Genomic DNA, 21,041 nt, shown 5'->3' on the forward strand with positions numbered 1-21,041 from the left:
AGATAACAGATTGCCTGGATAAAAAAAGCCAGGTACGAATTCCATGTACCTGGCATAGGGGAATTGGCTCCTTGCAGAGCCGTGCGCTAACTGGTTGCGGATAAAATAAAGCTTAGCCAAGGGGGAAGGCTTTGCAAGATCTGGAAAAATTTTCAACCAGTGTGTGGGTTTTCAAGACTCAAACAAGTTCGTGTCACGGACCAGATCCCGGGGCAGGGCATTCTTGATCCGGCTGCCGACCCACTTGCCTAGCCCCAGGGCATAGCCCTGATAACGCAGGATCACCTCGCCCTGACCGCTCTCTCCCGCCGGATGCAGATCCCGGCCCATCATGAATTCCCGCGCCTGGTCGCTATCGAGTTCAACCCAGCCCTTGCTGGCCAGATGGCCCTGGGCCAGCGCCCACTCGTGGGTGAGGCGATACCCTTTCTTGTGGGTCTGCGCCAGCTTGAGGCCGATACGGTCCAGCCGGATCTTGTTCATCAGCCGGGGGGCGAAGGGGAGGGGGAAGAGCCAGATCTCGTCATCGCGCACGAACAGCGCCCCCTCTGGGGCTATGCCATAGTCGCGGATCAGCGCGTCCCTGAGGGAAGCCGCGTCACGCTCCGCCATGGGGGTGAAGGGAAACTTGCCCAGACGTCCCGGCTTGAACATGGGGTTGGCCACCGAGTGCCGCTTGCGCAATCTGGCGACGAAAAATCCTTCACTGTCGTAGATCTGGGGCCAAACATGCAGGTATCCCTCCTGGGTACAGGCCTGATCCGCACCGGGGAAGAGATCCCCCAGGGATTCGAAGCAGAGGGCATCACCGAAGCGTTCGACCATGAAGCGGCAGATATCCTGGTTCTCTTCATGGCTCAGGGTGCAGGTGGAGTAGACGATGACGCCGCCGGGCTTCAAGGCGTGAAAGGCGCTCTCCAGCAGGGTGCGTTGCACCTGGGCAATTTCCCCTATGCTGGCCAGGCTCCAGTTGCGAAAGGCATCCTCATCCTTGCGTACCGTCCCTTCCCCCGAGCAGGGGGCGTCGAGCAGGATGGCGTCGAAGGTTTCCGGCAGCCATTGACCGAATACCTTGGCATCGAAGTGGCTGAGCCCTATGTTGCTCACCCCGCAGCGCTGGACATTGGCCGCCAGCACCTTGACCCGGCTGCTGGAAAACTCGTTGGCGACCAGCATGCCGCGGTTCCCCATCAGGGCGGCGATCTGGGTACTCTTCGAACCGGGTGCCGCCGCGGCATCGAGCAACAGCTCGGCCTCGCTCACCCCGGCGGCGGCGAACAGCGCCGTCACCGGCAACATGGAACTCGCCTCCTGGATATAGAAGAGGCCGAGCAGGTGCTCCGCCGTGTTGCCAAGGGGCACGGTGTCGTCGGCCCGGGTCAACCAGAAACCGGTCTCGCACCAGGGCACGGGATCCAGGGTCCAGCCCTTCTCGGCCATGCGGGCCTGGAAGTCGGCGACGGCGATCTTGAGGGTGTTGACCCGGATGCTGCGGCGCAGGGGTCGGCGGCAGCTGGCCACGAACTCGGCCATGGAGAGATGCGCAGGCATGATGGTGGCGATGTGGCTCAAAAACGCATCGGGAAGTAGGGTATTGTCGTGCACTTGGCATCTCGCTGGCCCAAAAACAGGGGCGACATGTTAGCACATCTTGCGGACATGGCAGAGCGCCATGGCGCCGCCCAGCCGGAAAGGGGCGCCAAAAAGCAGCCCGGCACTGGGCCGGGCTGCTCGGAGGATGAGGATGGCTCAAGGGGTGAGGCGGGGACTCCAGCCGAGCCACTCCTCATCGGCCTTGTCATGGAGGGGGAAGCTCTGACCGCTGCGCACCCTGGCCCCGGTGTTCTGCTCCGGAGTGGTGAAGGCGATCCCGCCCGCCACCAGGCTCTGCAAGGTCTCCACCTGTATGGTGCCCCCGGTCAGGCCTATGTCGGCCTTGACCCCGGACACATTCCAGAAGCGGCTGTTGGCGCGCACCAGGTAGCCATAATCAGGCTCCACCTGCACCTGGATGTGCACCTCGCTGCCATCGGGGGCGAGTGCCACCTGGCTCACGCTGCCCACCACCATCTTGCGAAACAGCAAGGGGCTGCCGACCGCCAGGCCATTGAGGGCCGGGCTCTTGAGGGTGAGCATCAAGCCGGACTGCGGCGATTCATGCAAGGGGAAGCGGGTCTTGCCCGCCCCCTGGCCCGGGCTCGCCTCGATGAAGGCCCCCTTCACCAGGGTGTCCAGGTGCGTGACGCCGGCAAAGCCGAGCTTGGCCTGGGCCAGGGTGAAGCTGGCCCCGGACTGCAGGAAGCGATCGGCGTACCTGGCCTCGAGTTCGGCCAGGAAGATCACCTGGCCCATGGCCGGATCCAGCGCCACCCCCTTGACCTTGCCTATGGTGACGCCGCGATAGCGGATGGCAGAGCCTTCACCCAGACCGGGATTGCGGGCGGCGACCAGGGTAAAGGGGCGCACCATGGCCTGGGCCTGCTCCCTGTCGTCGAACAGCTTGCCGTTGCCCTGACTGGTGGGGGAGTTGTCAAACTCTATCCCTCCCCGCAGCAGGGTGGCCAGGTTCCCCGCCTTGATGCGCACCCCGTCCAGCCCCACATGGGTGTCGATGGCCGCCTTCTTCCAGAACTGGGTCTGGCTGCCCACCAGGGGGGCATAGACGGCATCTATCTCCAGGGCGATGCGCACCTCCCCCCCCTTCACCTGCAGCTGGGTCACCTTGCCCGCCTGCAATCCCAGGTAAAACCCCGGGGTGCCGTTGGCGATGCCATCGGCCTGGCTCGCGCTGAGCCACCAGGTCTTGGCCACGGCCTTGGCCGACCCGAGCAGGGCCAGCTGCTCATCGGGGTAGAGTCTATCGATCCGCCCGCCCTGGCTGGCCTGCACCAGCTTGATGCCACCGGCCAGCCAGCTCGCGGCCGGGCTGGCTGCCACCTTGATGCCGCTGAGATCGGCCTGGATCTGCAGCGGCGTGGCCCGATAGAAGCGGGCCCGCTCGAGCAGGGCACCATGGGTTTCCTCGATGAACACCTTGACCCTGGCATTGCCGCCGGCATCCAGGGAGAGGGCGCGAATGCTGCCCACCTGCAACCCCTTGTACCAGACCGGCGCCCCCTCGCTCAGGCCGGCGAGATCTTCCGTGCTCAGGGTCAGCTCCCGGCCCTTGGCCGCTGCCTGGGCACTCAGGATCAGGGTCTCTGCCCTGGGGCCTGCCACATAGTCGAGGCGGATGGCGGGCCCGGCCAGCAGGCGATCGCCGTGCTCTATCCCGGCCAGGGAGAGATTGACGCTCTCCCACACCAGGCGGCTGTTGCCGGTGATGCGAAACGCCTGCTCAGGACTTATCAGGGCGCTCACCTCCCGTCCCTTGTCGGTCAGGCGAATGGGATCGATGCGCCCAATCTCTATGCCCTCGTACAGGATGGGCATCCCCTCCTTGACCGGCAGATCGCCCACCTGCAGTCGTACTCGCTCGCCCCGGGCGGCCTCGGCCAGTCCCTTGTAGAGCACGAAGGTCTCGCCGCGCTTGGCCGTGGGCGACTCGGCTGGGGAGTCGAAGGCGATGCCGCCACTCAGGATGGAGGCCAGGCTGCCCGCCTCCACGCTGACCCCGGCCAGGCTGAAGTTGCCCTTGATGCCGCTGATGTTCCAGAAGCGGGTATCGGCCTTCACCAGGTGTTCGAAACGCGGCTCGATCACGATATCCAGCAGTACCTGCTTGTCCTGCTCGCCGAGCCGGGTATTGATGACGCTGCCCACCTCCAGACCGCGAAAATAGAGCTTGGCCCCTATCCCCACCGAGCCGAGGGAGTCGGCGCTCAAATGCAGAGTACGCCCCTGGGCCAGATAGCCAGGGGGAGGGCCGTCGAGGGCGTCGAACTCGCTGGCGGCGGGATTGCTCTCCCGCCCGGGCTGCACATTGATGTAGTTGCCCGAGACCAGGGTATCGAGGCCGGAGATCTCGGTCAGCGACGCCTTGGGGCTCACCAGCCAGAAGCCGGTGCCCTTGCGCATCAATGCCCGGGCCCGGCTGTCCACCTTGGCGAGCACGGCTATCTTGCGGCCATCCTCAGCCAGCGCCAGATCCTGCACCACCCCGATGGCCACCCCCTGGTAACGCAGCTGGGTCTTGCCCGGCAAGATGCCGTTCCCCTGCTCGAAGTTGATGCGGATCTGCTCGCCGCTGTTCTGGTATTGCTGATAGAGAAAACCCGCCGCCAGCAAGAGGGCGATGAGGGGCAGCAACCAGACCGGCGACAACCAGCGATGTTTCTTGATGACGGGTTCAGCCCCGACCATACCGACTCCTTATGGGGCACTTGCACGGCCCGCTGACAACAAATAAAGAAGAGATTAACGGGCCGCCTTGTCCCACAGCAGCCGGGTATCGAGCATGCGGGCCGAGAGCATGGTGAGCAGCACGACCCCGGCGAAGGCCGTGGCCCCCGGGCCGGCCTGCACGTTGAGCAGCACCCCCCGATCGACCAGGGCAACCATGAGCGAGATGACAAAGAGATCCAGCATGGACCAGCGACCGATGAAATCGATGATGCGATACATCACCAGTTGACGTCGCCGCCGCACCGGCTTGCGCCGCTGCAGCTGCCAGCAGATCCAGCCCAGCCCCAGGATCTTCATCACGGGCACCACTATGCTGGCGGTGAGCACTATGGTGGCGATGCCGGACATCTTGCTGCGATACAGCGCCATGATGCCGCTGAAAATAGTGTCCGATTGCAGCAAGCCCTTGTTGAAGAAATGGGTGATGGGCAAGAGATTGGCCGGCAGCAGCATGAAGGTGGCCAGGGCCAGCAGCCCCCATGACCAGCGCAGGGAGTGGGGGGTACGCAGGTGAAGCGCGCCGTGACAGCGGGGACAGAGGCGATGGGGGACGAAGCGCACCAGCAGGCCGCAGTGATGACAACGGCACAGCCCGAGCTCACGGGCGCTCACCAGGGTCTGCCCTCCCGTCATCTCATGCTCTCTCTCAGATCCGCTCATCGGGCTCCCCCTCGGCAACCGCCGGATCCAGCGCGACCCGCTCCCAGTAGGGGGCCGGATTGAACAGGATCAGCAGGGTCATGTTGAGCAACATCAGGATGGAGAGGCTGAGCAGGCCGCCCCCCAGGCGCACGTCGGCGATGTCGATCAGCTTGAACAGGGCGACCAGCAGGCTGACCAGATAGACCTCCAGCATGGCCCAGTGGCGAAACACCTCCACCGCCTTGAGGGTCACGGGAATGATGCCAAGCCGGGTCGCCAGACCACTGGCAAGGGACAGGATGCCCAGCAGCAGCCCGGTCGGCGCCAGCACGGCGCACCAGAACACCAGGGCCGACACCCAATACTCATGGGCCTGCCACAGCATCTGGATGCCGCGCAGCAGGGTCGCGTCCGAGTTTTCGCCGGCCAGGCGCAGATAGAGCAGGGGCTCGAAAAACGCCGAGGGCAGCAGCAGCAGACCGGTGAGGGAGAGTGCCATCAACTGGGAGGGGCGAAACCCGTAACGGCCATAGAGGTGCTGGTGGCAGCGGGGACAATGGGCATGACGGCGCAGGGGCAATAACTTGCGGGCGATCAGCAAGTCGCAGGCCGGACAGACGATCACGTTATTGGGATCCGACATACGTTTCAACCTGTTGAAGGAGTTGGTGAAATTTACCTTAAAACCGGCTGGCTGTCTTGCCTCTCTCCCTCAGTGCCACGAAAGTATAATTGACGTTGACGTAAAGGTAATATTAGATAATCAGACCCGACAAATGAAAGGAGTCATGATGTCCAGCCCAATCCCCTCGGCCGGTCGCCGTTTTCGCGATGCCCTCACCCAGGAAGCCCCGTTGCAAATCGTGGGCACCATCAATGCCTACATGGCACTCATGGCAGAGCGCAGCGGTTTTCGCGCCCTCTATCTCTCCGGCGCCGGGGTGGCCAATGCCTCCTACGGCCTGCCGGATCTCGGCATGACCTCGATGAATGACGTGCTGATCGACGCCGAGCGCATCACGGCCGCCACCCGGGTGCCGCTGCTGGTGGACATAGACACCGGCTGGGGCGGCGCCTTCAACATAGCGCGCACCATTCGCGCGTTCGAGCGGGCCGGGGTGGCTGCCGTCCACATGGAGGATCAGGTCGCGCAGAAACGCTGCGGCCACAGGCCCAACAAGGCGGTGGTGAGCCAGGGAGAGATGGTGGACAGGATCAAGGCGGCGGTGGATGCCCGTCAGGATGCAGACTTCGTCATCATGGCCCGCACCGATGCCCTGGCGGTGGAAGGCATTGGGGACGCCCTGGAGCGGGTCGCCGCCTATGTGGCCGCCGGGGCCGACATGATCTTCGCCGAGGCGGTGACCGAGCTTGGCCAATACGATCTGTTTGCCAAGGCCGCCGGGGTGCCCATCCTCGCCAACATGACCGAATTTGGCAAGACCGAGCTGTTTGACAAATCGGTGCTCGGGGAACACGGGGTGGACATGGTGCTCTACCCCTTGAGCGCCAGCCGGGCGGCCAACCAGGCCGCCCTCGATGTCTACCAGCACATTCGCCAGGAGGGCCATCAGCGGGCCGTCGTGGAGAGCATGCAGACCCGGGAGGCCCTCTACGACTTCCTCGGGTATCACCACTACGAGCAGACCCTGGATCGTCTGTTCACCACCAAGGATTAGGAGGTTCGTCATGGGACAAGCAGCGAAAGAGCAAGGGGCGGCCAAGCCCCTTGGCGGCGCCGGATTGCGGGGGCAGAGCGCGGGGGAGACCAGCATCTGCACCGTCGGCAAGAGCGGCACCGGGCTCACCTACCGGGGCTATGACATTCAGGAGCTGGCCCGGGGGGCCGAGTTTGAGGAGGTGGCCCATCTGCTGCTCAAGGGCGCACTGCCCAGCGCCGCCGAGCTCGCGGCCTATCAGGCCCAGCTGCGCGCCATGCGCACCCTGCCTGCGGCCCTGCGCGAGGTGCTCGAGCTCATTCCCGCCGATGCCCACCCCATGGATGTGCTGCGCACCGGCTGCTCCATGCTGGGGGATCTCGAGCCCGAAGATGGTTTCGAGCACGAACACCATGTGGCCGATCGGCTGCTGGCGGCCTTTCCCGGGATCCTGCTCTACTGGTACAAGTTCAGCCACGAGGGGCTGCGCATCGACACGGATACCTCGGAAACCTGCATCGGCGGCCACTTTCTGGCCCTGCTGCATCAGGCCCCCCCCAGCGAGCTGGCGCGCCGGGTCATGAACGTCTCCCTCATCCTCTATGCCGAGCACGAGTTCAACGCCTCCACCTTCGCCGCCCGGGTCTGCGCCTCGACCCTGTCGGACATGTTCTCCTGCGTCACCGCGGCCATCGGCACCCTGCGCGGCCCGCTCCATGGGGGCGCCAACGAGGCGGCCATGGCCATGATCGCCCCCTGGCAGGACGAGGCCCAGGCACGGCGCGAGCTGCTCGCCAAACTGGCCGCCAAGGAGAAGATCATGGGCTTTGGTCACGCCGTCTATCGCACCTCGGATCCCCGCAACGCCATCATCAAGGAGTGGGCCGCCAAGCTGGCGGAGGCGGCGGGAGATGACAGGCTCTATCGCGTCTCCTGCGAGGCGGAGCGGGTGATGTGGGACGAGAAGGCACTCTTCCCCAATGCCGACTTCTTCCATGCCAGCGCCTATCACTACCTGGGGATCCCGACCAAGCTGTTCACCCCCATCTTCGTCTGCTCCCGGGTCACCGGCTGGTGCGCCCACATCATGGAGCAGCGCGAACACAACCGCATCATACGCCCGAGCGCCGACTACATAGGTCCGGCTCCCCGGCATTTTGTCTCCCTGCAGCAACGCTGAGGGGAGGGGGGCCAACCAGGCCCCCCCACTCACCACAACGATAAGGAAATCATGATGTCCGCCAACGTCGACCTCAACCACAGACCCGAGCCGGATCCCATCCTGGTCGAGATTGCCGATTACGTCTGTCACCAGCCCATCACCAGTCAGCTGGCCCTCGATACCGCCCGCTACTGCCTGCTCGACACCCTGGGCTGCGGCCTGCTGGCCCTGCGCTTTCCCGAGTGCACCAAGCATCTGGGCCCCATAGTGCCGGGCACACAGGTACCGCACGGCGCCCGGGTACCCGGCACCCAACTCTGCCTGGACCCGGTCAAGGGGGCGTTCGATATCGGCACCCTCATCCGCTGGCTCGACTACAACGACACCTGGCTCGCCGCCGAGTGGGGCCACCCCTCCGACAACCTGGGCGCCATTCTGGCCACCGCCGACTGGCTCTCCCGTACCCGGGTCGCCGAGGGCAAGGCGCCGCTTACCATGGCCGAGGTGCTCATTGCCATGGTCAAGGCCCACGAGATCCAGGGCGTCCTGGCCCTGGAGAATGCCTTCAACCGGGTCGGACTGGACCATGTGGTGCTGGTCAAGGTGGCGAGCACCGCCGTGGTGACCCGGATGTTGGGGGGAAGCCGGGATCAGGTGATCGACGCCCTCTCCCAGGCCTTCGTCGATGGCCAGAGCCTGCGCACCTATCGCCATGCCCCCAACGCCGGATCGCGCAAGAGCTGGGCCGCCGGCGATGCCACCTCCCGCGCCGTGCGCCTGGCCCTCATCACCATGAGCGGCGAGATGGGCTATCCCGGGGTGCTCAGCGCTCCCAACTGGGGGTTCTATGACGTGCTGTTTGGGGGCAACCGCTTCGCCGTCAACCAGCCTTTCGCCAGTTACGTGATGGAAAATGTGCTGTTCAAGATAAGCTACCCGGCCGAATTCCATGCCCAGACCGCGGTGGAGTGCGCCCTCAGGCTGCATGCCGAGGTGAAGGGACGCCTCGACGAGATCGACAAGATAGTGCTCACCACCCATGAGTCGGCCATTCGCATCATCAGCAAGGTGGGCCCTCTCAACAACCCGGCGGACCGGGATCACTGCCTGCAATACATGGTGGCGGTGCCCCTCATCTTCGGTCGGCTGGTGGCCGAAGACTACGAGGATGAGATAGCGGCCGATCCCCGCATCGACACCCTGCGCGCCAAGATGCTGGTGGAGGAGGACAAGGGCTACAGCCGCGACTATCTGGAACCGGACAAGCGATCCATCGCCAACGCCATCCAAATCTTCTTCAAGGATGGCAGCCACACCGCCAGGGTCGAGGTCGCCTATCCGGTAGGCCATCGCCGCCGACGGGAGGAGGGAGTCCCCCTGCTGCTGGCCAAGTACAGGGCCAACCTGGCGACCCGCTTCCCGGCCAAACGGGTCGAGGCACTCTATCGTCTCGGCCAGGACAGGGAGGCGCTCGCCACCATGCCGGTCAATCAGTTCATGGACTTGCTGGTGATCTGACGCCTCATCTGCCAATGCAATGCCCGCCACCCGGCGGGCATTTTGTTATGGGCGCCGCGCCCCCCATGTTCAGGTCAGTACCCGGATTTGCGATACTGTACGTTTATACATATACTTCTGCCATCATCAACAAGGAGGCAATCATGGCCGTTGAAATCAAGTATGTCGTCATGCGTGGGGGAGTAGAGAAGATGACCTTTACCAGCAAGAAAGAGGCCGACGCCTATGACAAGCTGCTCGACACCGCCGACGAGCTGCTGCAGTTGCTGGCCGGGGCCCCGATCGAGCTCGCCCCCGAGCAGCAGGAGAGCCTGGCGTTCTACCTGGCACAGCAACGGGATCTGCTGCAGACCGTGCTGCGGGGCGGCAAGGCGCAGCCCCTTGCCCCTGAGACAGGCAAGGAGCAGAGTGCCAAGGAAAAACCTCTCAAGAGCGTGGCCTGAGGCAACGAGGGGAGGGGACAAAGGCCAGCCGGGGCCATGGCTCGGCCTCCCCCTTCGCTGCACCGCTCGCTTCCTTTCCTCCCTTGAGCCTTGTCCTGTCTTGTTGCAACAGGTTGTGCTCAGGCGTCACGACGGCGAACCGGGCCATGGGATGGGACGCGACGCCTGCTGATTGCGATGACAACGACGATGACGCAGACACGGCAGCAGCCTGTCTGCGGGCAGGGCAGGCAAGGAGAAGCAACCTGGTTGGCGCCTGCGGCGCCGCGGCCAGAGGCAATGCCGGAAGAAAACCGATCTTTATTCAATCAAAAGCATAAACAGTCGAAATCAAAAGTATTTCCCCGAGGAATTTTTAACAACACCGAATGATTAATCATAAAAACGCATAAGAAAGGTGCACCTGGTACGCAACCGGGTGACCGCGAGCATGCGTCCGCGACCTCTGTCTATTCCTGGCAATCACTCTATCTCAGGCAATCATCATGCACTCCCAGATCCCGCTTCCCCCTGCCATGCCTCTGTTCGACGGACTCGCCCACCTGGAGGCGGGCAATGCCCAGGTCAATCACTACCTGGCTCAGCTCAGCCTCAACCGGGTGCCGGATGCGGGCCTGGTGTACGAACTTGCGGTCGACTGGCTGCTGGAGCAGCGCCACAGCGAAAACAACTACAAGACCTATCGCAGCGAACTCACCACCTTCCTGCATTGGTGTTTTGCCGAGATGGCCATCAGTCCGCAGGATCTGAGCCGCCGCATCATGATGCGCTACCTCGATTACTGCCAGGCACCGCCCCCGTCCCTGATCGCCTATCGCAACGTGGCCCAGTTCATCAGCGACAAGGAGTGGGGAGAGCGCTTGCCCAATCCCCAGTGGCGCCCTTTTCTGGGCAAGCGGGAGCTGGGGCGCGAGCTGCCTTATCGGCTGAGCGATCAGGCCATGAAGACCAAGCTCGCCATCCTCTCTGCCTTCTTCCAGTTCCTCATCCAGGAGGAGTACATGGACAAGAACCCGGCCCTGTTGCTGCAACGGGCCAAGCGCCCCCTGGCACAGGAGCAGGACGATCAGGGCAAGGCATTCAGCCAGTTGCAGTGGTCCTATGTGATGCAGGCGGCGGATCAGCTGGCCGAGGCACAGCCGAGCCAGCATGAACGCACCCGTTTCCTTGTCTGTCTCATGTATGCCTGTTACCTGCGCATCTCCGAGGTGGCGGCCCGGCCCGGTTTCACCCCCGTCATGAGCCAGTTTCGGCGCGATGGCAAGACAGGGGTCTGGGGCTATTTCATCCCCCGCAGCAAGGGGGGCAAGCGCCGCACCGTCGCCGTCTCCCAGGATCTGCTGGAGGCATTGACCCGCTACCGGCGCTTCCTCGGTCTCTCGCCGCTGCCGACCCCGGACGAGCAGACCCCCCTGTTCGTGCGCCACAAGGCGGCGGCCCATGGTCGGGAGCAGGGGGAGCTCAATGCCAACCTCGGTATTCGCCAGCTACGGGATCTGGTCGCCCTGGTGATCGAGGCGGGGGCCTCGCTGGCCGAGGCCGACGGTTTTGTCCAGGATGGCGCCGAGATGCGTACCCTGACCCCCCACGCCATCCGCCATACCGGCATCACCCACGACATCAATCTCAATGGCCGACCCTTGTCCCATGTCCAGGCCGATGCCGGCCACGACAGCATAGATACCACCTCCAAATATCTGCACACCGCCAACAGCGAGCGCCATGAGAGTGCCTCCGCCAAACGGCTGGATCCGCTGCAAGAGAGGTGAGAGATAACAAGCAAGGCATATCGCGGCGGCTCGCTAATGGGTCTGCTTTCCTGGCCGAACCTGGGGGGAATCGCGAGTGGGCCTGGCAGCCCCTGGGAGTTGCCATGCCCTCTTGTATCCGCTCCCCCCAACGGGCAAGATCCGCCGCATTTAATCGGCCGGGTTGTCATGGGGTTCATATGCCGCGTTATGAGAGTCATGGGCTGCACAGCGCACAGATTGCGGATCAGGTGATCACGAGCATGCTCAGCGGCTCGTTCAACAGGGAAGGGGGCCTGGCCTGGGTGACCCGGCTCAAGACCCTCATCGAAGGACTCGATGGCAGACCCTTCTGCCTGCTCATCGATACCCGCGATTACGAGGGCGGGACCGATGAGGCACTCCAACTCGCGAATGAATTCAACCGCTGGCTCAATAGCCAACCGCTGGTCGCCAAGGCGCATCTGATCACCTCCCAGGTGCTGCACGCCATCGCCGTCGAGCGCGTGCCGCAGCTCAAATACCAGACCATCAAGACCTTCAAGTGCATCGACGAGGCCAAGGTCTGGCTCGCCTCTCAGCTGGCCCATGCCCGAGGGGCTTGTGCAGCACGGGACGCGGGGGGGAAACCCGCCCAACTCGCCAGGGCAGAGCACGACGCCCCATGACACAGACGTTGCGATAACGCAGTCAGGTTGAGGAAAGGGAAGGGTCGCGCTCACCGATGAGCCTGTGCCGCATTGCCACTCCATGGTTATGGACTCGCGCCATGACTGGCCTGGATGCATTGATGGCAGGTGGGAGAGGGGACAGGTCCCAGATCACAGAAGATGATCACCGGTAGTCATCACGCCCGATGACAGGGTCGCCGGGTAGGGGGAAGGAGCAACGGGATGGAAACGCCAGGGCGATAACGGGAGCAGGGAAGGGCCCCTTAGCCCGCAGGCAGGCCTCATTTCGGCCAACGGTGACCCGCAGGAGGGGGAATATCTGATCCCGTAGGTCGTGGTGTGGGCGAGGGGGCTGAGTGCCTTGCCGGGTCGTGCTCACCGCGCTCACATGGCCAGATGAAGGTGAGACAGATAGCGGAAATGGCGGCTGGTGGTCTGCAATATCAGACGTGGCACGGATTGTTTGCCATTGCCGATGCAGGCTCAACGCCACAGCCGATTGACGATGCTCTGATGTTGGAGAGTCGGCAAACCCATCGGGTGATGCCGATAAATGGGGTTATCGGCATTTGCTTATCTGAATGACATTCCTATCACTTATGAGGTGTATAGCCAGGGAATTGGAACAGAAGACCATATAGGGCAGACATGGTATCTCTGATCACTTCCAAATCTCGTTCTTTGTAAAGCGAGTCCGGCAAGCATTCAATTAAAGCACACAAGTTTTCGAACTTTGGTCTCAGCTCTACTGGTAAATCGTTCTCTGCTGAGATGTGAGCCAATATCTGCCCATAAATCTCATTGAGCGCCTGAGCTGGAGTTCCACGCTCATAAATATAGGTCAGTGCGCTAAGCAGCTTCTCATAGGCATAGGTGTTGCTGGTCGTCATGGGAGATCCTCTGTAGTTACTCGGTGATGCTTCACCGGAGTCAATTATGCATCACCGGGCACCCACGGAACAATTTTATATATTTCAATCACTTACCTTCATTGACAACTGTACCCAACAGTTCTTCCAGCGTGTCGGCTCACTCAAACTTGGAGGTTAAATTATCTCACCTGGTAACGTGGCATTGGGGTCACACTGAGCCAACAGTTCTTCCAGTGTGTAGCTCGGCTGGCCACGTAGTTTGGCGCGAGCACGATCCACATCATCAAACGCAGCAGTCAGCAGCGCCGGATCACCATCTTCAAGAGCGGCCTGTAGATAGGCAACCATGTCGGCCTCGGTGGCCAAGCCGTCAACAGCATTAAAACGGCTCCATTGCTCAGGTTTCTTCATTCCATCCTCCCGCACCTATAACTGCGCATAATTCATGATTACGTTCAAAGGGCCGATCCCGTCCCCGCTGACGATATTGTCAGTTTCGGATGAGAATGAAAGGATGCAACGTAACATAACGAAAAACTTTATTTTTAGGTGGTTTGACTGCGGTTTGAGTGAAGAAGAAACAGCAAGATTATGTTTTGTTTCTGTGACGGAGGTCACGGAATGGGATAGGGGAAAACGCATCCCAGACATATGCAAACGAGTCATGAGGATGGCAGTTGGACGGGAGCTGCCAACCGTATTCACCCGCTATTGGGATGGCTGGCGTATGAATGGCCATCATCTGATCACCCCTGCTGGCACCTACCTTTCGCGCCAACGCCTGGAAATCATCGAATCATATGGGTCTGAGGATTTGAAGGCGCTGAAAGACAATGCAGCGCTAAGGCGTTTGCCTACCTCAGAACGCTGATAGCCTCAAGAGCCGGTTTATCAAGGGATTGAGGGCGAAGTGATTCCCTCAATCCCCTGTTGAAGGGTATGTAGTAGTGGTGTAGTCAATCACTAAATCGGAACCCCACAAGTGGGGCCCCCACGATTTAGCATTTGACTAAGTGACCCAGTACCAGCAGCGGGCGGCTTGTAGGGGCTACGCCCCTCACTTCAGGTGACCATTGTGGACATACAATTGCTTGGCGAACTGGCGAAGCTCTCGAATATTAGTCCACTGAACAGGGATATCCTTGTCATTCTCTGGAAGGTTAAGCAGTTTTTCCAGCAGGTAAAGCAAGAAGATAAAGGGATATTCGGTGTCAGAGGTCAGGGCAAAGAATCGCTCTTGCAGGTGATCACCGGCTAAACGACGAGAGAACATGACGCGGTACACATCCCACGCTTTCTGCGCATCAGTAAGCTCTACAGGTTCGGGAGCAGGAGCAACCGGAACGGACAACGGTTCATGATTTCTGTATCCGGAAATCAATGCCCTCACAGCATCTAAGCACCCATTAGGCACTCGAACCATTGTGGTTTCTTCACCCTTCGGACGTCCGGCACCTGGACGTGCACCACCGCGCTTTGCATCAGACATTTCCGTATCTCCAATTGATTTCCGTTTACATAATTCATTATAGCAGATAAATGATTTACGTATACGTTTTTCAATTGTTTTGGATAAAAAAAGAACTGGCCACGGCTTGGTTATGGGCGGTGTTGATCCAGTATCATCTGGCCTCGCTTCGCTCGGGCGCCCTTCGGGCGCAGGGCGATGACAGGGGATTACCCCCTATGGGGTGCGCTATTCCTTTGAACAAAACAAGGGAGGAAAAGGGGAGGGAATCAAGTCAATTTGGCCAAGATGAAGCCCACCATAAGACCGATCATCAAGCCAAAGATAAAGCCCGCATTGCCAATCTTGACTGGTGGAATTTCAGGCCAAGGAGTACGGGGAGAAACCACATTCCGAGGCCGCCTGAAAGGCTTGGGATTATAGATATAGTCCTTTTTATCCTTGTTCATCATGGGCATCCTGCTAGATGAAAATCACAACACAGAATGACCATGATAGTTCAAGCGGGTCTTGAGGCCATAAAATCGAAGCCAGTAATTACGTCGAAGAATGGCCCTGAACTCGGGATCACGGACCTTACCTGGTGACACAAACCCCCAGCGAGTCAGAACCAAGATGACAGGAACATTACGAGACTTGGCCACGTAATCCGCCAGCCTCATCACCACATAACCAGGCAACTGCATGGGATTGGTGATCGGGAATCGAATCTGTGATGGTTGAACAGTGGAGGAGGGGGACACTGCAGCCGTGTTGCCGCCATACCACTGGTGAATGTATTTGGCCGGGAGGATGGTATAGCAGGCCCGCATGTCGACGAAGCGGGGCTCTGTGAGGCGCTCACAATCTGGCGTAGCGTCAATGGCAGACGAGTGCAGATAGGCCTCTTTGTAGTCGCCATTCCCGAGCCTGATGCGACACTTAATCAGGCCCTTTGAATCTCGTATCGGAAAATCAAACAACTCTTTGCCATCGTCAAATTCCTGGGCAGTGTCATAGGCCTTATAAAGCCAACGACCCCAGGCGTATTTCGTGCCACAAGGAGATCCCGTGGTCTTGCTCTTACCCTTAAAGTAGCTAGCAACGTGAATGCGGGGAACGCGCAGCACGAAACGGATGAAGAGGCGGGCGAACCAGATAAGGGGATAAACCAGGAACCCCTTTGCCCCCATGGACGCACTGAACATGGTGTCTGAGCTGTAGCACCAGCAGACAGTGCGACAGAGAGCATTGACGATCTGCTTATCGATAGACTCAATATCCTGGACACCGAGGAAGGCATTCCAGCCACGTTTACGCACAAGCCGGAGCCACTTGATAAGCTGGGCGCGATCAGGGTTGTTCCATTCACGGGTGTTCATGAAGAAAGCCGTTTCGTCCAATGCGAGGCAACCATTCTTTGACTCATCATAGAGCTGTTCCTCAGCAGACCACAGGGCGGTTTTCTTGGGGCGCTCATAGGCATAGCCGAGGTTTTCCAGATCAGACGAACGGGGCTCCTCAGGCAAACGGATAATGGGAGTCTGTTTACCAATTTCATTAAGAGGCATATGCTCGGGATAAACATCGATATTAGTGGCAACCGGACGGCCCTCATTGAGATAGCCGACCATAATATTGACCATGTTAACGGTCTTGCCCGCACCAACGGGGCCAGTGACAAAATAAGGCGCTTTCATTGAACCCCCTTACTTACCATCAAAAGCAGAACGAGCCAGCGCAATTTGCCAGATAAACAGCCATTGAGCAGCCTTGGCAACTCCAATAGCAGCAATGCAAGCAGCTGTATTTGATGGGAGAAGACCAAGGCCGAACAATATATATCCATTGGCAACGCTAGAGGATGAAATGCCAGCCAATAAACCGTTAATCGCTGACGTGAACGTTACTACCATAGTGGTCATAGCGAGTATCAATGCAGCAACGGCAGCCTTACGAGAAAAGAAAGAGACCAACTTAGCAAATAATCCACCAATCTTTTCTATCAAGAAAGCAATTAGCAGTTTCATTATCTACCTCCAACGACAGACGTCATAGTACGAGACCAAATGCCAAATATATAAATGGCAGTCAGCATATTTAAAAACCAAAATATAAGCGGGTGAGCCACTTCATTATAAGTCTGACAAAAGGCTCCATTATCATCAGCAGGAGCCGAACCAGCTTTAATAGTGAATGTAAATGGATAGGACTGACAATTTCCAGTGGGGAGAGTCCATCTGAAAATATCAGGCATGGACGACGGAGGTTGAGCAGTAGGAGAATCCGTAATCATTCCCTCCAAATCCGACTTATCCTCATTTAACTTATCAAGGGCAGCGGTTGCAGGCGCAAGTGCAGTGGCGGCCTGTGTAACAGCAGCAGCATCAGCCTTGGCCTCAGCAGCGGCTTGTTTCTTCATCACCTGCTCAAGCTGGGATTGCGTGAGAGGAGCGGAAAGAGTGGCATTAGCAGCGGAGGCTTGAGCCTCAGGAGTAACGCCTTGTTGCAACTGACCAGCCAAGGCGGCAATCTCAGCAAGCTTTTCAGGCGAAACATAATGAGCAGCATTAGGATTAGTGGATTGCAGTAAACCTTGAGCATACAAATCAAGGAGCTCTTGATCTGATTGCGTAACACCCGGGATATAAGGAACGGTATCGGGGAAAATCTCAGGATATGGATAAGGCCAAGGGTCAGGGACCATAAATGCTTGAGCGGCTTTGATGGGATCCTGAAGCATATATGTCATGAGTGAATCATAAAGCCCATCATCAGATACAGGCTCGGATACAGTAGTAGTTGTTAATCCTTCAAGATAACCACGTTTAGCAATAACCTGACCAGATGGCCTAACAAGGTCATAATGATAAGAGGGTGTACCATTAGTTACAACGTAACGAGAAGTAGCAGTAGAACCAGGGTAAGACTGAGAATAATAAGTAACAATAAGGGCGTTGCATTGAGAAACAGTTTTGTTTGCTGCAATAAGAGCAGAAACAGAATTAGTACAACGACCAACATGTGTTGTCGAAGGACTATAAACTTGATTAGTCAATTCATCAATAGCCCAACCAGCCGCAACCATAGTGGCAGCCCAACCTGCATACCAAGCATTCTTTTTAATGAGTGAACCGAGGTTAGCCTTAACATGCCCCATGAATCTGGTTTTAGGGACGTCAACGGTTTTAATTTGATAAGGGTCATTGGCAGCAAAGCCACGAATAGTGGTGCTGACAGTTATGGCGGTATTCGTGGCAGCGGTAACGGCATTGACACTAATTATTTCAGCCTGCTTGATGACTGACGACATGGAAAAAGCAGCCACGCCGCCGCTGAAGGTCAATAAGGATGTAAAGAGAATGATGTACGGGCGCATATATCCCCCATGAAAAAAGGGGGGCAGAGCCCCCCGTTATTACAGGGGCAGAGCCCCGAGTTGATCAGCCTTGGGCGCCTTTGCGGGCAAAGGTCTGAAGCAGACCGAAGCCAATGGACAGCGACAGGACGACGGCCATGATAGCGAAGCCAGCCGCAGACGCAGTGCCAGCATCGGCTATGACGGCGGATTGCACTTCGGCCACGACAGTCGAATCTAGCGCAGCAGACGCCACACCGGAGACCAGGACAGAGCCAGCAACCAGAGCGGGAGCGGCATACTTACGAACCATGTTGCGAATTTTCATGATGATATCCCTATGATTTCAGTTTACGCATATCAAAAATTGATAAACGTTTACCACTTTCAAGACCCGCGAGAGGCCTTTTCCAATATCTGGCGAGTGTGTCTAAACACCGTGCCAGAACCGTAGCCAACGAGCCAAACGAGCAGCCCGCCAGCGATATACAGTGCGATTATTGAGTCCATTAGCGTTGATTCCCTCCCATGAACCCAACGGCGAATAGCAGCATGTAAGAGGCGGCCACTATCAGTTGGGAGTAATCAACGTCCATGGCTTACCCCTTTGCCTGGACGCTGGCGGGCAGGTCAACGAGACGGAACCCGTTGTAGGAGCGGTGACGGTTGTTGTCATCACCGAACGAACCGGAGCGGTACTCGACCATGAATTCAGTCGGGCCCTTGCCGACGATGGTCTTGAGCTGGGCGTGATAGCCAGCTGTCACCTGCTCCTCTGTAATGGCCACATCAATGATCTGGCTGGGGTCGGTACAGAGCAATTTGACCTGACCAGTGGTCACCTTGCGGCCATCACGGTCTTTGGTGGCGGTGGTGATATCTGTGTTCGACAGTATCTGAGCGATGATTTTCATTTCGTTGAGCCTCTTTCGTTGTTGGTGATTTGGTGCTTAGGGCAGTTATTGACACGGGTCCAAGGGAGGGCGGGGCGGACTGACCGCGGAGTGGTCAGCGCTGCGCGCCGCCCACTCCTGCCAGTCCGCCCAGTCCAGTGCGAGGAGCTGGGAGTTATCAAGGTCTTCGAGAAGCTTCTGCCGTCCCTCCTGATACAGGTCATCTGCCATGTGGAGGTATTCGCCGGTTTCAGTGGCCGTGATGAAGTAATCGCGAACGGCCTCGAGGATCTTCTTCTTCTGAGCCTCCCACGCTTCCAGGCTCTTGATTTGGTACCGATTGAGGCGAGTGGCGATATGGATTTGGTTGAAAAGAAGGCCATCGATGGTGGCGCGGGCCTTATCGCCATACTGGGTGATGCGCCCCTCGGGGCTCACGAGCAGCTCGAAATCCTCAGCGTTCTGGTGGTATGGACGACCCACATTGCCCGCATTGAGGCGAGTGAAGGCGCGGGGAGTGGAGTAAGCAGGGCGCAGGGCCTGCTTGTCACGAGGGCAGAAAATACCGCCCATGGCAACGCAGAACTCGCCCCAATCGCCGGCATCGGCAGAGCGCCGGCAAGCCTCAAGGAGCAGCCAATCAGCTTGGCAGAGGGATTCAAATCCGGGCATATCGTAATCCTGTGTGGACATGCGGCGCAGCTCACGCCATGCGGTGACAGTGGGGCCGCCTATCTGCTGGAACTGGCGGATATTGTTGGCTCCCTTCCAGGCAAGGACGCGCTGGACGGTTTGAAGGGCAGCAGTGCCCGTCTCAAAATCCTCGCCAACCGCGAAGCCATCGACGTTTTTGGCGATGTACTTGGAGCAGTAGCCGACAGCAGAGCCGCGCTTGAGAGATAACGGTTTGCAGGTAAAGCGATGTTTGCGGGCACCCGGCTCATTAGGGGAGTCTTTGAAGCACTCACGGCGGCAGATAGTGCGGAACTCATTGGCCTGCTTGTAGGGAACGAAGATGATGGCGTGCCAGTGGGGAGTACCATCAGCATGAGGCTCAGCGAATCGAAATCCGTAAACAGAAATCGGCTCTTTGGGGTTAATATCAGTGCCCTTGTCAGCACAGCGGCGACCAATGTTGCGCCATACGCCATTGAGATAGGCTTGCCCATCTTTGACGGTAGGGCGACCAGCATCCAACCAGTTGGGATTGGGCTTGCCGCCACTGGTCGGATGGAAACGGGAAGGGCAGGTTAAGGTGAGGAAGAGGGCGGCATGGCGCTCTTGCTTGGCAACCTGTTCAAAACCCTTGAGACGGGCCATCAGCTCAGCGCGTTGAACCTCAGGATTGGAAACAGAGGCGTCTATGGCATCAGTGAGAGGACATCCATTAAGGCCATCAGCAAGACTGACAGCAGCAAGACCTGAAAGAGTGGCTCTATTCTTGCGAGTACGGTGTACCCGGCGAGAAACAAGATAATCGGGTGAATAGGGCTGTCCGTTCTTATGAACAATTCCAGAAAGTCGTGCGGCGTCAAAGAGACGGCGAGCAGCAACACGACGTATAAGCCGAACCAGATGAACAGGGTCAACCCAACGATTGAGCCAATGGCAGGGACGAGGAGCATCGGGATTTTCGAAATCGTAATCGAAATCGGGGTCTCGAAAATCGTATCCAACGAGTAAGGCGTGAGCAGCGCGAAATGCCGGGTATTCTTCCTCATTTCCATCGAAATAATCCCTCCGCAAAGTCATCACATGCTTAGCCAAGCGCTCAGCGAATGCCTCAAACCCTTCATCATCAGAGGTGAGGGAGAGAGTGCCGCAGTCACCGGACACGTTCATGAGATCATAAAGCTCTTTGATACGCTGGTTCGCGGTAAGCAAATCGGCGTACTCAAGGGCTTGGGTGTAGGCAGAACGGAACCAGGGCAGGAGGTAGTGATTGCGCACGGTCATATCATGACGGTGCTGGCAGTGTTCAGGGGCGTTGATGTCGCCATAATTGAGCAGGGCACTGTCATTGAGGTAGGCGAAGGAACCAACCTGGATGTGATGGGTCTCTTTGTCGGCATAATGAGCCTTGAGGTCTAAGGGGAGGGCAGCTTTTTGGTCCTCAACCCATTGCTGGCGAAGCATAGCCATATAGGGCTCAGAACTGCGCAAGGCCAAAAGGTAGTCATCACCCTGGAGCCCCGCGAGGGAAGGGGAGCGAAGAGGCCGAGAGAAAAGGGCGTTGCGGGAACCGTCAAGGCTGCGCTGGGCGGAGTAGGAAGTGAAGCTCATGG

At 58.8% G+C, this 21,041-nt stretch carries 21 protein-coding genes; 7 read left to right on the forward strand and 14 right to left on the reverse strand.

Annotated elements, in window-relative coordinates:
* Nucleotides 1-171 precede the first annotated feature (171 nt).
* The 4 genes from rsmF to ACW5W4_RS01030 form a co-directional block, all read right to left on the reverse strand.
* Nucleotides 172-1,605 (reverse strand): 16S rRNA (cytosine(1407)-C(5))-methyltransferase RsmF, encoded by a 1,434-nt coding sequence (gene rsmF, locus ACW5W4_RS01015; protein WP_456688102.1) that lies wholly within the window; start codon nt 1,603-1,605, stop codon nt 172-174.
* A 144-nt stretch (nt 1,606-1,749) separates the two neighbouring features.
* On the reverse strand, nt 1,750-4,302 hold the full coding sequence (locus ACW5W4_RS01020) for an MlaD family protein (RefSeq protein ID WP_456688103.1): 2,553 nt from the start codon (nt 4,300-4,302) through the stop codon (nt 1,750-1,752).
* Nucleotides 4,303-4,356: 54 nt separating this feature from the next.
* A complete protein-coding gene (locus tag ACW5W4_RS01025) occupies nt 4,357-4,977 on the reverse strand; it encodes a paraquat-inducible protein A (RefSeq protein ID WP_427262062.1) in 621 nt (206 codons plus the stop codon).
* Nucleotides 4,978-4,990: 13 nt separating this feature from the next.
* Nucleotides 4,991-5,629, reverse strand: a complete 639-nt coding sequence (locus ACW5W4_RS01030) for a paraquat-inducible protein A (protein ID WP_456688104.1) — start codon at nt 5,627-5,629, stop codon at nt 4,991-4,993.
* 148 nt (nt 5,630-5,777) lie between these two features.
* On the opposite strand from ACW5W4_RS01030, the gene prpB reads away from it, so the two are divergent.
* The 6 genes from prpB to ACW5W4_RS01060 all read left to right on the forward strand — a co-directional run bounded on the left by prpB (nt 5,778) and on the right by ACW5W4_RS01060 (nt 12,183).
* On the forward strand, nt 5,778-6,665 hold the full coding sequence (gene prpB, locus ACW5W4_RS01035) for a methylisocitrate lyase (RefSeq protein WP_456688105.1): 888 nt from the start codon (nt 5,778-5,780) through the stop codon (nt 6,663-6,665).
* 10 nt (nt 6,666-6,675) lie between these two features.
* Nucleotides 6,676-7,824 (forward strand): bifunctional 2-methylcitrate synthase/citrate synthase, encoded by a 1,149-nt coding sequence (gene prpC / locus ACW5W4_RS01040; RefSeq protein ID WP_456688106.1) that lies wholly within the window; start codon nt 6,676-6,678, stop codon nt 7,822-7,824.
* Nucleotides 7,825-7,878: 54 nt separating this feature from the next.
* A complete protein-coding gene (locus tag ACW5W4_RS01045) occupies nt 7,879-9,324 on the forward strand; it encodes a bifunctional 2-methylcitrate dehydratase/aconitate hydratase (protein ID WP_456688107.1) in 1,446 nt (481 codons plus the stop codon).
* Nucleotides 9,325-9,467: 143 nt separating this feature from the next.
* Nucleotides 9,468-9,767 (forward strand): YebG family protein, encoded by a 300-nt coding sequence (locus tag ACW5W4_RS01050; protein ID WP_456688108.1) that lies wholly within the window; start codon nt 9,468-9,470, stop codon nt 9,765-9,767.
* Nucleotides 9,768-10,282: 515 nt separating this feature from the next.
* On the forward strand, nt 10,283-11,536 hold the full coding sequence (locus tag ACW5W4_RS01055) for a tyrosine-type recombinase/integrase (RefSeq protein WP_408793409.1): 1,254 nt from the start codon (nt 10,283-10,285) through the stop codon (nt 11,534-11,536).
* A 179-nt stretch (nt 11,537-11,715) separates the two neighbouring features.
* Nucleotides 11,716-12,183, forward strand: coding sequence for a hypothetical protein (locus ACW5W4_RS01060; protein ID WP_456688109.1), 468 nt, complete (start codon nt 11,716-11,718; stop codon nt 12,181-12,183).
* Between the two features lie 596 nt (nt 12,184-12,779).
* Here ACW5W4_RS01060 and ACW5W4_RS01065 read toward each other — a convergent pair.
* Nucleotides 12,780-13,076: a hypothetical protein gene (locus ACW5W4_RS01065; RefSeq protein ID WP_456688110.1), complete on the reverse strand. Its 297-nt coding sequence runs from the start codon at nt 13,074-13,076 to the stop codon at nt 12,780-12,782.
* 156 nt (nt 13,077-13,232) lie between these two features.
* Nucleotides 13,233-13,469 (reverse strand): hypothetical protein, encoded by a 237-nt coding sequence (locus tag ACW5W4_RS01070; RefSeq protein WP_456688111.1) that lies wholly within the window; start codon nt 13,467-13,469, stop codon nt 13,233-13,235.
* 103 nt (nt 13,470-13,572) lie between these two features.
* On the opposite strand from ACW5W4_RS01070, the gene ACW5W4_RS01075 reads away from it, so the two are divergent.
* Entirely contained in the window at nt 13,573-13,929 is a 357-nt protein-coding gene (locus ACW5W4_RS01075) for a DUF3653 domain-containing protein (RefSeq protein WP_456688112.1), read from the forward strand.
* Between the two features lie 186 nt (nt 13,930-14,115).
* Here the strand turns inward: ACW5W4_RS01075 and ACW5W4_RS01080 are convergent, their stop codons facing one another.
* The 8 genes from ACW5W4_RS01080 to ACW5W4_RS01115 all read right to left on the reverse strand — a co-directional run bounded on the left by ACW5W4_RS01080 (nt 14,116) and on the right by ACW5W4_RS01115 (nt 21,039).
* Nucleotides 14,116-14,547 carry a hypothetical protein gene (locus ACW5W4_RS01080; RefSeq protein ID WP_456688113.1) on the reverse strand — a complete coding sequence of 144 codons (432 nt, stop codon included), beginning with the start codon at nt 14,545-14,547 and terminating at the stop codon, nt 14,116-14,118.
* Nucleotides 14,548-14,795: 248 nt separating this feature from the next.
* A complete protein-coding gene (locus tag ACW5W4_RS01085; RefSeq protein WP_456688114.1) occupies nt 14,796-14,978 on the reverse strand; it encodes a hypothetical protein in 183 nt (60 codons plus the stop codon).
* 21 nt (nt 14,979-14,999) lie between these two features.
* Nucleotides 15,000-16,205 carry a zonular occludens toxin domain-containing protein gene (locus tag ACW5W4_RS01090; RefSeq protein ID WP_456688115.1) on the reverse strand — a complete coding sequence of 402 codons (1,206 nt, stop codon included), beginning with the start codon at nt 16,203-16,205 and terminating at the stop codon, nt 15,000-15,002.
* A 9-nt stretch (nt 16,206-16,214) separates the two neighbouring features.
* Entirely contained in the window at nt 16,215-16,535 is a 321-nt protein-coding gene (locus ACW5W4_RS01095; protein ID WP_456688116.1) for a hypothetical protein, read from the reverse strand.
* The gene (locus tag ACW5W4_RS01100) at nt 16,535-17,884 is read right to left on the reverse strand and encodes a hypothetical protein (RefSeq protein WP_456688117.1); all 1,350 of its coding nucleotides are present in this window, start codon (nt 17,882-17,884) and stop codon (nt 16,535-16,537) included. The genes ACW5W4_RS01095 and ACW5W4_RS01100 overlap by 1 nt, the downstream gene beginning before the upstream one ends.
* Nucleotides 17,885-17,948: 64 nt before the next feature.
* Nucleotides 17,949-18,191 (reverse strand): hypothetical protein, encoded by a 243-nt coding sequence (locus ACW5W4_RS01105; RefSeq protein ID WP_456688118.1) that lies wholly within the window; start codon nt 18,189-18,191, stop codon nt 17,949-17,951.
* A 271-nt stretch (nt 18,192-18,462) separates the two neighbouring features.
* Nucleotides 18,463-18,777: a hypothetical protein gene (locus tag ACW5W4_RS01110; protein ID WP_456688119.1), complete on the reverse strand. Its 315-nt coding sequence runs from the start codon at nt 18,775-18,777 to the stop codon at nt 18,463-18,465.
* A 45-nt stretch (nt 18,778-18,822) separates the two neighbouring features.
* On the reverse strand, nt 18,823-21,039 hold the full coding sequence (locus tag ACW5W4_RS01115) for a replication endonuclease (RefSeq protein WP_456688120.1): 2,217 nt from the start codon (nt 21,037-21,039) through the stop codon (nt 18,823-18,825).
* Nucleotides 21,040-21,041 lie beyond the last annotated feature (2 nt).

Source organism: Aeromonas crassostreae (genome assembly GCF_054052445.1).

Excerpts from the sequence above, each read along its gene's own strand:
- prpC (WP_456688106.1), top strand. The coding sequence starts at position 6,676 with ATGGGACAAGCAGCGAAAGAGCAAGGGGCGGCCAAGCCCCTTGGCGGC.
- ACW5W4_RS01105 (WP_456688118.1), bottom strand. The coding sequence starts at position 18,191 with ATGAAAATTCGCAACATGGTTCGTAAGTATGCCGCTCCCGCTCTGGTT.
- ACW5W4_RS01070 (WP_456688111.1), bottom strand. The coding sequence starts at position 13,469 with ATGAAGAAACCTGAGCAATGGAGCCGTTTTAATGCTGTTGACGGCTTG.
- ACW5W4_RS01050 (WP_456688108.1), top strand. The coding sequence starts at position 9,468 with ATGGCCGTTGAAATCAAGTATGTCGTCATGCGTGGGGGAGTAGAGAAG.
- ACW5W4_RS01110 (WP_456688119.1), bottom strand. The coding sequence starts at position 18,777 with ATGAAAATCATCGCTCAGATACTGTCGAACACAGATATCACCACCGCC.
- ACW5W4_RS01045 (WP_456688107.1), top strand. The coding sequence starts at position 7,879 with ATGTCCGCCAACGTCGACCTCAACCACAGACCCGAGCCGGATCCCATC.
- ACW5W4_RS01030 (WP_456688104.1), bottom strand. The coding sequence starts at position 5,629 with ATGTCGGATCCCAATAACGTGATCGTCTGTCCGGCCTGCGACTTGCTG.
- ACW5W4_RS01055 (WP_408793409.1), top strand. The coding sequence starts at position 10,283 with ATGCCTCTGTTCGACGGACTCGCCCACCTGGAGGCGGGCAATGCCCAG.
- ACW5W4_RS01075 (WP_456688112.1), top strand. The coding sequence starts at position 13,573 with ATGCAACGTAACATAACGAAAAACTTTATTTTTAGGTGGTTTGACTGC.
- ACW5W4_RS01060 (WP_456688109.1), top strand. The coding sequence starts at position 11,716 with ATGCCGCGTTATGAGAGTCATGGGCTGCACAGCGCACAGATTGCGGAT.
- ACW5W4_RS01020 (WP_456688103.1), bottom strand. The coding sequence starts at position 4,302 with ATGGTCGGGGCTGAACCCGTCATCAAGAAACATCGCTGGTTGTCGCCG.
- ACW5W4_RS01025 (WP_427262062.1), bottom strand. The coding sequence starts at position 4,977 with ATGACGGGAGGGCAGACCCTGGTGAGCGCCCGTGAGCTCGGGCTGTGC.
- ACW5W4_RS01090 (WP_456688115.1), bottom strand. The coding sequence starts at position 16,205 with ATGAAAGCGCCTTATTTTGTCACTGGCCCCGTTGGTGCGGGCAAGACC.
- ACW5W4_RS01095 (WP_456688116.1), bottom strand. The coding sequence starts at position 16,535 with ATGAAACTGCTAATTGCTTTCTTGATAGAAAAGATTGGTGGATTATTT.
- prpB (WP_456688105.1), top strand. The coding sequence starts at position 5,778 with ATGTCCAGCCCAATCCCCTCGGCCGGTCGCCGTTTTCGCGATGCCCTC.
- ACW5W4_RS01080 (WP_456688113.1), bottom strand. The coding sequence starts at position 14,547 with ATGTCTGATGCAAAGCGCGGTGGTGCACGTCCAGGTGCCGGACGTCCG.
- ACW5W4_RS01115 (WP_456688120.1), bottom strand. The coding sequence starts at position 21,039 with ATGAGCTTCACTTCCTACTCCGCCCAGCGCAGCCTTGACGGTTCCCGC.
- ACW5W4_RS01065 (WP_456688110.1), bottom strand. The coding sequence starts at position 13,076 with ATGACGACCAGCAACACCTATGCCTATGAGAAGCTGCTTAGCGCACTG.
- ACW5W4_RS01100 (WP_456688117.1), bottom strand. The coding sequence starts at position 17,884 with ATGCGCCCGTACATCATTCTCTTTACATCCTTATTGACCTTCAGCGGC.
- ACW5W4_RS01085 (WP_456688114.1), bottom strand. The coding sequence starts at position 14,978 with ATGATGAACAAGGATAAAAAGGACTATATCTATAATCCCAAGCCTTTC.